General features: G+C 38.9%; 13 protein-coding genes. 9 read left to right on the forward strand and 4 right to left on the reverse strand.

Annotated elements, in window-relative coordinates; genetic code table 11:
- Nucleotides 1–91: 91 nt before the first annotated feature.
- Nucleotides 92–1,084 carry a malate dehydrogenase gene (locus SHI21_RS20485; RefSeq protein ID WP_323579119.1) on the forward strand — a complete coding sequence of 331 codons (993 nt, stop codon included), beginning with the start codon at nucleotides 92–94 and terminating at the stop codon, nucleotides 1,082–1,084.
- A 63-nt stretch (nucleotides 1,085–1,147) separates the two neighbouring features.
- Here SHI21_RS20485 and SHI21_RS20490 read toward each other — a convergent pair whose 3' ends face one another.
- The 3 genes from SHI21_RS20490 to SHI21_RS20500 all read right to left on the reverse strand — a co-directional run bounded on the left by SHI21_RS20490 (nucleotide 1,148) and on the right by SHI21_RS20500 (nucleotide 3,143).
- The gene (locus tag SHI21_RS20490; RefSeq protein ID WP_323579120.1) at nucleotides 1,148–1,366 is read right to left on the reverse strand and encodes a hypothetical protein; all 219 of its coding nucleotides are present in this window, start codon (nucleotides 1,364–1,366) and stop codon (nucleotides 1,148–1,150) included.
- 151 nt (nucleotides 1,367–1,517) lie between these two features.
- Nucleotides 1,518–1,979: a Crp/Fnr family transcriptional regulator gene (locus SHI21_RS20495; RefSeq protein WP_323579121.1), complete on the reverse strand. Its 462-nt coding sequence runs from the start codon at nucleotides 1,977–1,979 to the stop codon at nucleotides 1,518–1,520.
- A gap of 12 nt (nucleotides 1,980–1,991) precedes the next feature.
- The gene (locus SHI21_RS20500; protein WP_323579123.1) at nucleotides 1,992–3,143 is read right to left on the reverse strand and encodes a hypothetical protein; all 1,152 of its coding nucleotides are present in this window, start codon (nucleotides 3,141–3,143) and stop codon (nucleotides 1,992–1,994) included.
- A 57-nt stretch (nucleotides 3,144–3,200) separates the two neighbouring features.
- Here SHI21_RS20500 and SHI21_RS20505 point away from each other — a divergent pair, with 57 nt between their 5' ends.
- The 8 genes from SHI21_RS20505 (at nucleotide 3,201) to SHI21_RS20540 (ending at nucleotide 11,160) form a co-directional block, all read left to right on the forward strand.
- Nucleotides 3,201–4,424 (forward strand): peptidase U32 family protein, encoded by a 1,224-nt coding sequence (locus tag SHI21_RS20505; protein ID WP_323579125.1) that lies wholly within the window; start codon nucleotides 3,201–3,203, stop codon nucleotides 4,422–4,424.
- Nucleotides 4,421–5,632: a U32 family peptidase gene (locus SHI21_RS20510; protein ID WP_323579126.1), complete on the forward strand. Its 1,212-nt coding sequence runs from the start codon at nucleotides 4,421–4,423 to the stop codon at nucleotides 5,630–5,632. Before SHI21_RS20505 ends, SHI21_RS20510 begins: the two co-directional genes overlap by 4 nt.
- Complete coding sequence (locus SHI21_RS20515) at nucleotides 5,629–5,964, forward strand: hypothetical protein (RefSeq protein WP_323579127.1); 336 nt, start codon at nucleotides 5,629–5,631, stop codon at nucleotides 5,962–5,964. Before SHI21_RS20510 ends, SHI21_RS20515 begins: the two co-directional genes overlap by 4 nt.
- A gap of 374 nt (nucleotides 5,965–6,338) precedes the next feature.
- Entirely contained in the window at nucleotides 6,339–6,995 is a 657-nt protein-coding gene (locus tag SHI21_RS20520) for a hypothetical protein (protein ID WP_323579128.1), read from the forward strand.
- 131 nt (nucleotides 6,996–7,126) lie between these two features.
- Nucleotides 7,127–7,543, forward strand: a complete 417-nt coding sequence (locus SHI21_RS20525; protein WP_323579129.1) for a hypothetical protein — start codon at nucleotides 7,127–7,129, stop codon at nucleotides 7,541–7,543.
- Nucleotides 7,544–7,636: 93 nt separating this feature from the next.
- Complete coding sequence (locus tag SHI21_RS20530) at nucleotides 7,637–8,986, forward strand: mediator complex subunit 15 domain-containing protein (protein WP_323579131.1); 1,350 nt, start codon at nucleotides 7,637–7,639, stop codon at nucleotides 8,984–8,986.
- Between the two features lie 3 nt (nucleotides 8,987–8,989).
- Nucleotides 8,990–9,667 (forward strand): response regulator transcription factor, encoded by a 678-nt coding sequence (locus tag SHI21_RS20535; RefSeq protein ID WP_323579133.1) that lies wholly within the window; start codon nucleotides 8,990–8,992, stop codon nucleotides 9,665–9,667.
- Nucleotides 9,664–11,160: a sensor histidine kinase gene (locus tag SHI21_RS20540; RefSeq protein WP_323579135.1), complete on the forward strand. Its 1,497-nt coding sequence runs from the start codon at nucleotides 9,664–9,666 to the stop codon at nucleotides 11,158–11,160. Before SHI21_RS20535 ends, SHI21_RS20540 begins: the two co-directional genes overlap by 4 nt.
- On the opposite strand, the gene SHI21_RS20545 is transcribed toward SHI21_RS20540, so the two are convergent.
- Nucleotides 11,157–12,317 carry an N-6 DNA methylase gene (locus tag SHI21_RS20545; RefSeq protein ID WP_323579136.1) on the reverse strand — a complete coding sequence of 387 codons (1,161 nt, stop codon included), beginning with the start codon at nucleotides 12,315–12,317 and terminating at the stop codon, nucleotides 11,157–11,159. The two genes, SHI21_RS20540 and SHI21_RS20545, sit on opposite strands and share 4 nt — an antisense overlap.
- Nucleotides 12,318–12,352: the final 35 nt, after the last annotated feature.

Consider the following 12,352-nt stretch of genomic DNA (forward strand, 5'->3'; position numbering starts at 1 on the left):
TACCAAATCTTTTGTTGGAGTTATTCTAATGCAGGCAAGTTTTATAGATCCATTATTTATTCGTAATAATATTTTTTTATAGGGAGACCTTATGAGCGCAAAAAATCGCGTAAAAGTAGCTGTCACGGGCGCAGCAGGACAAATTGGTTATGCACTTCTTTTTAGAATTGCTTCAGGACAAATGTTTGGGCCGGAAACTGAAGTTGAACTTCAACTGATCGAACTAGAGCAAGCTCTTGGTGCACTTAAAGGTGTAGCAATGGAACTAGACGACTGTGCTTTCCCAATGCTTAAAAAAATCACTTGTACATCTGACTACGCAGTTGGATTCAAAGATGTTAACTGGGCCATCCTAGTTGGATCTGTTCCAAGAAAAGACGGAATGGAGAGAGCTGATCTACTAAAGATCAACGGTGGAATTTTCACAACTCAAGGACAAGCGATTGCTGCTAACGCTGCAAAAGACGTTCGCGTTTTCGTAGTTGGAAATCCATGTAACACGAATGCTTTAATCTGTATGAATGCTGCTAAAGGTGTTCCTTCTGACAGATTCTATGCAATGACGATGCTTGATGAAAACAGAGCTAAAACTCAACTTGCTCAAAAAGCTGGTGTTGATGTGACAGCTGTATCAAACATGACTATCTGGGGTAACCACTCTGCAACTCAGTACCCTGATTTCTACTCAGCGAAAATCAACGGTAAACCAGCTTCAGAAGTTATTACTGACACTGAATGGTTAAAAGGAACTTTCATTGAAACTGTTCAAAAGCGTGGAGCTGCAATCATTAAAGCTCGCGGATTATCTTCTGCTGCTTCAGCTGCAAACGCTGTTGTAGATGGAATTTTCAATCTTACTCACGACACTAAAAACGGTGACAACTTCTCAATGTGTTTAGCTTCTAACGGAGAGTACGGCGTAGATAAGGGATTAATTTTCTCTTTCCCATGCACAACTGTTGGTGGAAAACTAAAAATCGTTGAAGGTGTAAAACTCAATGACTTCAGCACAGAAAAATTCAATGTAACATTGAATGAATTACGTTCTGAAAGAGACGCAGTAAAAGAATTAGGATTAATCTAATTCACTCAATTTAAATTTCGATTAAAAAAAAGGCTCCCATTGGGAGCCTTTTTCATTAGTAGTCTAATATTCCTGATATTTTTCAAATCGTTTGCTATGAAATTTGTGAGGAGCTTGATCACCGTCTTCAATTTTGGACACATCGTTTTTGTTGATTTTGTCATTCTCTGTAGCTTGAGCAATTTCACGTGTGTTTGTCGAAGAACAACTTGCCAAAAGGAAGGCCGTAACCAAACATACTGACAGGTTTGTTAGACTCTTCTTGATAATACTCGAATTCATATAACCTCCTTGTAAAGTCGTTCGATATCTCTCTCGTTATGAAGAAATCATTTCTTCACTTCTACTTAGTTATATTGCTAGTTCTATGCCAATATTTCTTACAGCACTTACCTTATCTTCGGTGATTTTGTGACACCAGGATAGTCGATATTCACGAAGACATGTTACGCTTTTTATGATCGACCAACTTAAAACAATGACTTTGCTCTTCCATTGATAGGGGTTTAATGCCCTCTACATTTTTTTTACGGATCCCTTTTGACCTTATTAGTTCGTCGCCTTCTCGAATCTTTCTAGTCAACTGCATTCCAATAGTTTTCATCCAGGCCGGACAGTGAGTATGTAACTCATCCACAGAGATTTTGATAAAATCGGTATCCTTTGTACAAATGATACTGGCACTTCTTTTACCTTCGTCAAAGAACGTCAGCTCTCCTATGTATTCTCCGGCCCCCAGATAGGCCACAGGGATGATTTGCGAGCCTTTTTGAACGAAGACCATGACTTCACCTTGTTCGATCACAAAGAGGTCTTTTTCGTTTTCTTCTGCGAGAAAAAGGATCTCGTCTTTTTTTAAAGAGATCTTAGTAGTGCCTTCTGACTCTGGATTCATAATGGGGCTCCCTTATTCATTCACGCTTAGTATTTTCTTAATTATGTCACCGAGCTCTTTAGTCATGTTTTGATAAAACATATTCTGCGGAACGATCTCATCAAAAAACAATCCATCGTTAGATAGTTGAGAAGTCATATACTGCTCGAAATCGATGACGTGGACTTGACCTTTTTTTGCCTGGGCCTTCATGATGGCATTGTAAACGGCATTTCCTCTCCAGTTAGCGCAGTCAAAGACTGATGCTTTTAAAAGAGATTCACGGGCCAGTTTAATATCACCACTTCCCAGGGCCGCTTTACCTAAAAGATAAAATGACCTGGCATTCGACGGAGTGGCCGCTGCCAGCTCGACGGTTTTTGGAAGAGCACTTTTGTATGATCCATCTTTAAGTTCTGCTTCGATTTCCTGCTGAATACCAATCACGTCGGTATTGGTAGCGTGAGCACAAACTTCACGTGGCTCAATTTCTAAATTCACCGGAGTCGTCATCAATACTAAATTACTTTTCTTATCTTTAACCAGGTTGATGAATTCGTTCATCTCGTACTCGAAGAGTTTGAAAGCAATTTCTTTTTCCTCTAGCTTTTGCGAAGCCGCGAGAAAACTTTTATACTCTTTATAATCACCAAGGTCCTGGTAGCGAACATTGTTGTAGAGAACTTTTGACATCCAGGGAAACGTAATGATCAGTGAAATTAATCTTTCATCATCAAACGTTTTAAAGTTTTTGTAGATACTTTTTTTATCGCGGACATCAAATCTCTGTTCAGTTAATTCACTGCTGGCACCAAAATAAATGATGATAGGTGGAAGCTTCTTTAGTCTTTTTAATTTGCGAATCGTCCTGAAGAGACTTTCGTTTTCAGCACTCCAATTGAAGATAGTCGGAGGTGTTTTGAAAGAGTCTTTAAACTGATCCTGAAGATTTTGTAAGTAGGGATCAAGGGTACGCCCCATGCGATCTCCCACAATGAGAATCTTCGCAAATTCCGCTTCCTTGATCTCATTGGCATGAGTTTCTTCGTATTTTTTATTAAAACTGTTTAGGAAGGCATAGGGGTAAGGAGTGATCACAGTGCGCTTACCGGAGTAATCCCAATATAAGTAGGCACTTAAAGATCCAATCCCTAGAAGGAGAATAATGAGTAACTTTTTTAACATACTTTGATTATAGGTGTTTTTTTGGTATCTAAAAGAGCGTTTTTAATAAGGAAAAGTATGACCACTAAGATTTGGACCCCAGAACTTTTATCGCCTGCCGGAAGCTTGGAAAAGCTGAAAGTCGCCGTGCTTTACGGAGCTGATGCCGTCTATCTTGGCGGACAAAAATTCGGACTTCGTCAGGCCTCAGATAATTTTACAGCACACGAACTGAAAGAAGGTGTTGAGTTTGCTCACGCTCATGGAAGTTTAGTTTATGTTGTTCTTAATAGTTTTCTTCACGACAAAGATCTTGAAGAGCTACCGGAGTTTTTAACTCTTCTATCAGATTTAAAAGTGGATGCCGTGATCGTTTCTGATTTAGGTGTCATTACTGAGATTCAAAAACATTCTAATTTAGTCGTGCATTTATCAACTCAAGCAAGCTGCTTAAACGTTGAGTCCGCAAAACTGTGGAAAAAAATGGGTGTCACTAGAATCGTTCTTGGACGTGAAGTGACAATCGCTGAGGCCAAAAAAATTAAACAAGAGACAGGTTTAGAAATTGAAATGTTCGTACACGGATCAATGTGTATGGCGTTCTCTGGAAACTGTGTGATCTCGAACTATACTCAAGGCCGTGACTCAAACAGAGGTGGATGCGCGCATTCATGTCGTTTTGAATACAGTATTGATTTTGATAAAGAAAAAAATGAAGAAGCTAAAAAGGCTTACTTCATGTCTTCAAAAGACTTAGAAGGAATCCGTCTTCTGACTGAATTCATCGAAGCTGGAATTGATTCATTGAAAGTAGAAGGACGAAATAAAAGTCACTACTACGCAGGAACAGTTTCAAAAGTTTACTCACAAGCTCTTGCTTACTATAAAGAACACGGAAACTTCTTGTCTGACGATTTAATCCGTTGGGAAGAAGAACTAAGAAAGATCTCTCACAGAGACTACACGACTGGAAGCTTAGATCAGCACGCTGATGAGTCTTCAATTTATAATCAACGTGAAAGCGATGATAATGAATACGTTGTGAGTGGTGTAATTTTAGAAGTAAAAGAAAACGAACATATTCTTCTTGAAGTAAGAAGTGCGTTTCACCCAGGTGAGACACTAGAGATCATGCCTTTCAAAGGGAGAGTGATTTCTCATACCGTCAATACTGTTAAGACGATTGCTGACGTTGACGTTCCAAAGTCAAAACCAGGAAGCGTGGTAAAGGTTCCTTACGTTGCTGGTGCTGAGCAATTCAACATCATCAGAAAACGAGTGATGATGGAGGCACAAGTATGAAGTTTATTACTTATGCTGATACACTTTCTCAACTCGTCACTCTAAACGATTTAGTTGTTGCTAAAAACTTCGATAAAAATAATCTTGAAGTCATCGTTGGAACATCTGCACTTTCTCGCTACAGCGAAGCTAGTGTTGAAACTCTTCTCGAGATGATTGCAGTTAACCAAAAGTTCCAGTTACCATTGGTTCTAGAATGGGATGTGCTTGCTCAAGAAACTCTTTTCCAAAAGAACGCAGAGCTTATCGCTCGTTTACCTCTTCACGAATTTAAGGCCATCCGAGTTCAAGACCCTGGGGCACTTAATCTAGTAAAAGAAAAATACTCATGGCTTAAAGTTCAGTTGATTCTAGAAAACGGAAATCACAACTATGCGGGTCTTACTCGTTGGAGTGAATTCTTAGGTGAACAGTTAGACCGCTTAGTTTTATCAAACGAGCTTTCTCGCGAACACCTTCGTACATACGCAACAGAATTAAAAAGTGGACTAGAAGTTCTAGTCTACGGACGTATCCTTCTTTTCTATTCTCCAAGACTACTTTTATCTCCACTTAAAAAAGAAGAGATCGAAAAAAATCTTGTCGATAAAAACATCGAGGCCTTCGGTACAAGCGAAGAGAGCCCACACGCTGGTTTCCCTTTAATTGAAAATCGTCACGGCACTTTTATGTTCAACGTAAAAGACTTGTACCTGCTTGAACATTTAGATGAATTAAAATCATTAAATCTTGCGGCCGTAAGATTCGATTTACGTTTCGACGATAGCTTTAAGCACTTAGACCAAATGATGGATCTATACCTTGGATCAATTGCTCATGAAAGCATTCCAGAGATCAGAGCAAATCACTCACGTCCGATGATTAAAGGTTTTTACAATATCAATAAAACTGATGTTCTTTTTACAAAACTAAAAAATAAAAGAATCCAAAGACTAGACGACAACTATATTGGTGAGATCGTCGACGTTGAAAGAGACCAGCAGATCGCTTTAGTTGTTAAATCTAAAACTTTAGGCATCAAGCTTGGAGATGAGCTTCAACTGATCACTCCAGAAGGGAAAACAAAAACGATGGGACTTAAGTCTCTGTTAGATACAAGCAAAGTCGCAATGACATCTGCTTCAACTAACGAAATCGTTTTACTTCCATACATGAGTGGAGTGGTGGCAAAAACTCAGGTGTATTTAGTCTCAAAGGATCAGGCATGAAATCTATCATTGCCGCTATTCTTTTAACTTTCTCTTCTGTGATCATGGCAGCTGACTACCAGTGCTTCAGTTACAATACTGGCATGCAGGTACTCGCTAATTCTGATACAGGCGAAATCGTTATTAAAGACCGCTTTGGCAATGAACTGGATGTCATCACTGACTCAACAACTAATATTAGAATCCTTGCAACGATCCCGGAAACAACTCAGGTTCTTTTCGTGAAAGACAACGACACGATTGTGATCATTCAAGAGCAAGGAGATTCTATTCGTGGTGTGTACGGAGTCGATGATTCTTACCAATGCCGTATTCGAAAACCCACTCTATAATTCTTTAAAACTGCCCCATTACGGTGGGGTTTTGCACATCTATTATTTTCATTACTAATCTTCATTTTTTGAATTTACCTATTAGTTTTTCTAATTATTTTAGGTATCTATAATTTAAAAACTTCATCCTTTCTTGCATCCTCATTGGTATGACTACCGGCTGCCCTAATTTAGAATGCTCATACTATCAAACCATGACCTTTTGTAAAAAGGATGGGCATTATTTTCGCAAAGATGACTCTCGAAGAATTCAAAGATTTAAATGTCAGTGTTGCCAAAGAAAATTCTCGGCTTCAACCCACACGCTGGAATGGAAACAAAAGAAACGAAGAGTGAATTTTGAACTTTTCAATATCCTTGCTTCAGGAGTCTCGATGCGAAGGTCAGCACTAATTTTGCGCGTCCATCGAACGACGGTCGATAGAAAACTGCGATATCTTGCTCAAAAATCCAGACTTATGCATGAAGATCTCTTAAAAAAGATTGGCACAGATAAGACCGTCCATCTTCAGTTTGACGACCTTATAACGACCGAGCATACGAAACTAAAGCCACTATCAATTACAATCGCAGTAGATGCAAAAAGAAGATTCATCCTGGGAACTGCCGTCTCTCAAATTCCAGCCTTTGGACATCTTGCTGCTCTTTCCAGGCGTAAATATGGAAAGAGAAAAAGTACTCATAAAGAACATCTATATAGCTTGTTGAATAAAGTTTCACCATTTGTAGATCAAGCTGCAAAGATTGAAAGTGATGAACACAATTTGTATGCTCCAGCTGTTGAGAGATTTTTTCCACACGCAACTTATTTTCAGTACAAAGGTGGTCGAGGTTCAGTCGTCGGACAAGGGGAGCTAAAAAAACTTCGGCGTGATCCTCTTTTTATACTCAATCACACTTGTGCGATGCTTCGAGCAAACATCAATCGACTTATCAGGAAAACGTGGTGCACGACTAAAGACCCAAGACGCCTTGAGGATCATCTCGCAATTTACATTGCTTTTCACAATCATGTTTTATTGAACAAATGATTTTTTTTATGAATTGAATACAAGAATGGAAGAAAAAACTGCCCCACGATAGTAGGGCAGTTTGTAATTCTTTCACATCCATAATCCTTCCATGATTGTTTGATACTTATTTCTCACAATGGAGGGAGCGTATGAAATATCTAATTCTACTATGTTCAATTTTATCGATATCAGCTTTAAGAGCGGACACCACTCAAACAGTTCAAGACGATTTACTAAAAGAAAGAAACGAGGTTTTAAAATGCCCTCCAGTTGTGGCCTCGGCCGTTGCAGTGGAAATTAAACCAGAGCTTGCAGTGCAAACTGAACTGGTTGGTGAGAAAAAAATTGAAGAGAAGGTCGCTGAAGAATTAGAAGTTGAATTACTTCCTACAAAGAATTTATCAACGGCAGAAAGGTTAAAAGTTTATCGCACGAAGCTTGAAGAAAAGAACTTAGTTCTCTTAGAAAAGAAGCTGGAGATGATTAGACTTCAGCAGGAAATGGCCCTTTTAAGAAACCTTGAAAACTCTATGAATCAGACATTAAAAAACATCGAGAAGCTCTAAAAACCCCTTTAGATTAGATGACTTAGGTGATTCCATAATGTTTCATTATTTGTAGAACATAATGACCTCAAGAAAATATTCTTGGGGTTAATTATGACAAAGGCCATTCTACTGACAGTTTGTATTTTGAGCATCTCTGGATTCGCTTATTCAAATGACGAAGGGCCAAGAAGAGCTCCGGGAATGAGTGAAGAAGGCGGGCACATGGGTCCTCCGCCAAAAGAGCAAAAGCTTGAGCTTGCTGATATCAAATTTGAATACAATTCTAAAAATGATCTCTTTAAAAATGCTGAAGAGGCAAAAGAGTATCAGTCGCTATTTGAAAAATATAAAACGTCTAATGAAATTACAGATTATTTTACAAAGTTTGCTGTCGAGCAAAGAACTAAAATGGATGAGATGAGAAAATCTGGAAAACCTCCCGAGTTCTCTAAAATGAAAAGCGATCGCGAAGCTGAAAAGTATAATCTATTAAAAGAAATCAAAGTCATTTTAGAAAAAAAGAAAAAAGATAATGTGGCGTCGTTGGCACTTAATGAAGAAGTAAAATGTGGTGGCGGTAAAACTCAACTGATCATTGAGAAGGCCACAACTGATTCAATGAAAGATACAAGTAAAGTCACGAAAATTATTTTAACTGAAGATGAACTCGAAAAAATGAAAAAAGATATTAAAGAAGAAGTAAAAAAAGAAATGATGAAAGAGATGGCCGACAATAGGCCCAAAGACGAAGCTCGCGGACCTCGTGAAAGAGAAAGTCGTCGTGATAGTGGTCGTGATGAAGAAGAGAGACCAAAAATGGCCGAAGGGAAAGGCAGAAAACAAATGCCTGGTGGCGGTCGTCCTGGTGGAGATAGCTCTTCTGTGGCGATGCAGTTTTCTTCTCAAATGTCTGGGCAAATGGGTGGATCGCAGATGGGAATGAATCAAATGGGGATGGGGAATTCTCTGATGAACATGAATCAAATGGGAATGGGGAACTCTCAGATGAATATGAATCAAATGGGAATGGGAAACTCTCAAATGAATTCATATCAATCGAGAGATCAAATGATTCAAAATCAAATTCGCATTCCGCAAATGAATTTCAATCAACCATACGCAAATCAAGGTTATCAAAACCAAGTTAGGATAGGAGTTGGGCAAAGTACACAGATGAATCAAATGAGAAATCCTCAAATGGGTATGAACCAAACAGGAAATTTTCAAATGAGAAATCCAGCAATGAACATGAATCAAAATTACGGGTATGCTTACCAGAGCAATACAGACCAGAATTACGGTATGACAAACGCTCCATATGGTTATAACTTTATGGCCCCTCAAATGGATTATGGATATACTGGTAGTAACACGATGATGCCTGCAGCTTACTCTGGTCAAACGAATCAGTATCAACAGTCAACACCATCGTACTCACAATATTCATTCATGGGGTACTAGAAAATGCTGGTGTTATTAGTAGAAGACGATCCGATTTTAGGAAAAAGTATAAAGAGCACTCTTGAGCTGGAAGGCTTCACAGTTATGTGGAGTAAAAATGTTAGCGACACTCACGCGCTTGTGGAAAGCAATGAATTTCAATGCGTCCTGCTTGACATCGGTTTGCCCGATGGAAATGGAATCAATCTGTGCAAAGATCTTCGATCTGAGTTCAGCAAAGTGCCGATTATTTTTTTAACGGCACAAACGGATGAAGACTCACTTCTTAAAGCTTTCGAGGCCGGAGGAAATGATTTTTTAAGAAAGCCGTTTAGCCAAAGGGAATTACTTGCAAGAATTAAGGCCCACACTCGTGATGTTTCTGGTTCAAAATCTAATACGGTTTACCGCGATTTAAAAATCGATTTAGAAAAAAGAGAAGTTAAGTTTAGCGACATGGTTATTGAGCTTAACAATACTGAAATTCAAATTCTTTATTGCCTATCAATGAATGCTGAGAAAATTATTACCAGAGACCGCTTGATGGAGTTCCTAGGTAAAGGAAATGAAATTTTTGACCGCACGATAGATTCGCACATCAGCCACATTCGAAAACAGCTTAAGAGCAACAATGTGACTCAAATTCAAATCAAGTCCGTCTACGGAGTTGGTTATAAACTGGAAGTTAACGAGTCGGTATGATTAATCAAAATAAAAAATTATTACTCAAATTCATCCTTGCCTCTTTTATCATCAGTGCCCTTGCCGTGACATTAGGTTTTTTTGGAACGCACATGATTTTAAGTTCTCAGGAAAAGAGAATTGAAAATCACTTCATTCCAGAAGCTCTAAGAATGATCGAGCTTATCGATAGAAAGACAGATATGCCGATCGAGGAGATCGTCAGCGAGTATAATAATTTTTCTAAAGTTCCTTTTCAAGAAAGAGGCCCAGGCCCTAGACGCCCGCCAATGACTGTTTCAGTGGTAACTGCTGCAAATGCCACGATGCCTTTGCCTGCTAAAATTGGTGATTATCTTCCAATTCAGGGAAAAGTTTCAGACTTTAAAATGTTTAAAGATCAAGTTTACAAATACGACAAGGAACACTTTTTAGTTTTCCGCTTTAATCCACCAGGGCCACCTCCTCAAATGGAAAAAGACTTTTCTCGTGATGGTAAACCGGGAATGCTTCCGGAAGATGGGAGAATAGATGATAGAGGAAGACCCCTTCCTATGTTCATACTTCCTTTGATTTTAACTTTCGTGATTATTTTGTTTGTTATCACTGCTTCATCACTTCTAGTTCTTTATTTCCTAAAGAGACAGGCCCAAAAAGCAGGTGCAGTTCTACGCGCTCTTAAAATGGGTGATCTTAAGGCACGCTTCCCAATTTCGAAACTTGACGAGGCCAGCGAGCTGATGCTGGAATTTAACCAGATGGCCGAAGAAATTGAAAAACTAGTTGTCGATCTTCGCGACATTGATAATTTAAGAAGAAAACTATTGCAAGAACTTGCTCACGATTTAAGAACTCCTGTGGCCTCGATGAAGAGCTTGCTTGAAAGTTTACTGTATCAAGGCGAGAAGATGAATAAGGAGCAGCGTGAAGAGAATTTGCAGCTGTCACTTAAAGAAGTAGAGTACTTCCATCACCTGGTTGAAGATTTACTTTTCTTATCAGGAGTTCACGATATTAAGTATCGCGGAAAATTTTCGACGGTTGATGTATGCGATATTATCCAGCACGAAGTTCAGGTGTTGAGCGAGATGAGAAAAGATATCAAGATCAATTTCGTCTACGATGATTTCTATTTTGTAAAAGCAGATCAACATTTATTCCAACGATTAATGAAAAATGCTCTTTCAAACGCAGTCGATAATGCCCAGTCGCTGGTCTCGATTAAAGTTGTCAAAGAAGGCGATTGTAAGAAAGAAGGCGATTTAAAACTGACTATCGAAATCACGAATGATGGGAATGGATTAACTGCAGAAGACATCGATACTTTCGGTAAAAAACGCGCGACCAGAAGAATTAATGAAAATACCGAAGGGAAGATTTCAGTTGGTCTTGGTGCCGTGATTATGAATAAGATTTGTGAAATCCATTCGGCGAAATTAAAAATTGAAAACCTGGATGAAGGTGGAAAAACCGGGGCGAAGTTAAGCCTGGTTTTTGAGCATATCGATCTTTAGTAGTTAAGCACGTAGAAGACAACCGGTAGTCCGCCATTTTTAAACGGCAGCCTGTGAAGTCCTTCATCTTTTTTCGGTGAGTAGTGATACTCTTCCGGAACGATGATCCCGATTCTAATAGGAGCATATTTGCGGCGGACACTTTCAATAATGTCTTTATAAAAAGCTAAATTGATATTGCTCTTTTCTCCAACACGTAAACCATACGGTGGATTGATAATTACCACGTTATTTCCCAGCATCTCATTATCTTTTGAAAAGATATCGCCTTTAGAAATCGTAATTTCTTTCCCTTTCGTATTCTTCTTAGCGAGTGCAATCACATCATCATTTAACTCAAACCCTTGGTACTTTGAAAACTTCGGATTCGTCTGAGATTTAAAACTCTCAGCAAAAGCTTTCTTCGCCACATAATCAATCCAAAGCGGAGTGTGTTGGTAAGAAAACGTGCGCTCGAAATTCGTTTTATAAGTATCGTGAGCTTCAATTAAAAATGTCCCAGAGCCAGACATTGGGTCAATTAAAGTATAATCACTCGGAGGCAAGTCATGTGTAAGTGCTGAAAGTAGAAGAGTCGCAAGACTTTCTCTAATCGGAGCAAGACCAGTAAAGATTTTTTCTCCACGTTTATGAAGAATCTCTCCCGTTGTATCTAAACTCAGAGTGATCGTATCATCAACAGCACGGTAGTAAATTTGTGGAAGATCGGACGCAACTTTATTAGCTTCATAATGATCCAGGTATTTTTTCTTCACCGGTTGCATGCGGTAGTATTCGTTAATCCCATCCTGAATCGCTTTTTCAACTTTTCTCGAGTCAAAAAGTTTTGAGTTCGTGCTGCTCACTTCAATTTCTGGAGTGGCACCAATCATCAATGTTTTCCAAGGAAGCTTCGAAACTTTTTTAAATAGTTTTGGAAAGTCGCGGGCCTTAAACTCAGCGATGCGAAGAAGGATGCGAGTCGGAGAGCGAAGAATATGATTAAGGGCAAAACCCTGAATCGTTTTAACTGAAATTAAAATCCCACCTTCATCAACTGATAAAACTTCTAGAGGTTCGTCTCCAAAGTGCATGGCCCATTTTTCTTTTAATTCTAAAAGACCAAGTTCAGTAAGACCCAAAGGGTAAATAAGATAAAATGATGAGAGATTTTCCATAGGGTATATATGGAGGATTAGACTTTATTTGTCAC

This window comes from Bacteriovorax sp. PP10, from assembly GCF_035013165.1.
Lineage (GTDB): Bacteria > Bdellovibrionota > Bacteriovoracia > Bacteriovoracales > Bacteriovoracaceae > Bacteriovorax > Bacteriovorax antarcticus.

Bases quoted from the DNA above. Each gene is read 5' to 3' on its own strand.
- SHI21_RS20490 (WP_323579120.1), bottom strand. From the start codon at position 1,366: ATGAATTCGAGTATTATCAAGAAGAGTCTAACAAACCTGTCAGTATGT.
- SHI21_RS20525 (WP_323579129.1), top strand. From the start codon at position 7,127: ATGAAATATCTAATTCTACTATGTTCAATTTTATCGATATCAGCTTTA.
- SHI21_RS20545 (WP_323579136.1), bottom strand. From the start codon at position 12,317: ATGGAAAATCTCTCATCATTTTATCTTATTTACCCTTTGGGTCTTACT.
- SHI21_RS20510 (WP_323579126.1), top strand. From the start codon at position 4,421: ATGAAGTTTATTACTTATGCTGATACACTTTCTCAACTCGTCACTCTA.
- SHI21_RS20485 (WP_323579119.1), top strand. From the start codon at position 92: ATGAGCGCAAAAAATCGCGTAAAAGTAGCTGTCACGGGCGCAGCAGGA.
- SHI21_RS20540 (WP_323579135.1), top strand. From the start codon at position 9,664: ATGATTAATCAAAATAAAAAATTATTACTCAAATTCATCCTTGCCTCT.
- SHI21_RS20515 (WP_323579127.1), top strand. From the start codon at position 5,629: ATGAAATCTATCATTGCCGCTATTCTTTTAACTTTCTCTTCTGTGATC.
- SHI21_RS20495 (WP_323579121.1), bottom strand. From the start codon at position 1,979: ATGAATCCAGAGTCAGAAGGCACTACTAAGATCTCTTTAAAAAAAGAC.
- SHI21_RS20535 (WP_323579133.1), top strand. From the start codon at position 8,990: ATGCTGGTGTTATTAGTAGAAGACGATCCGATTTTAGGAAAAAGTATA.
- SHI21_RS20520 (WP_323579128.1), top strand. From the start codon at position 6,339: ATGCGAAGGTCAGCACTAATTTTGCGCGTCCATCGAACGACGGTCGAT.
- SHI21_RS20500 (WP_323579123.1), bottom strand. From the start codon at position 3,143: ATGTTAAAAAAGTTACTCATTATTCTCCTTCTAGGGATTGGATCTTTA.
- SHI21_RS20505 (WP_323579125.1), top strand. From the start codon at position 3,201: ATGACCACTAAGATTTGGACCCCAGAACTTTTATCGCCTGCCGGAAGC.
- SHI21_RS20530 (WP_323579131.1), top strand. From the start codon at position 7,637: ATGACAAAGGCCATTCTACTGACAGTTTGTATTTTGAGCATCTCTGGA.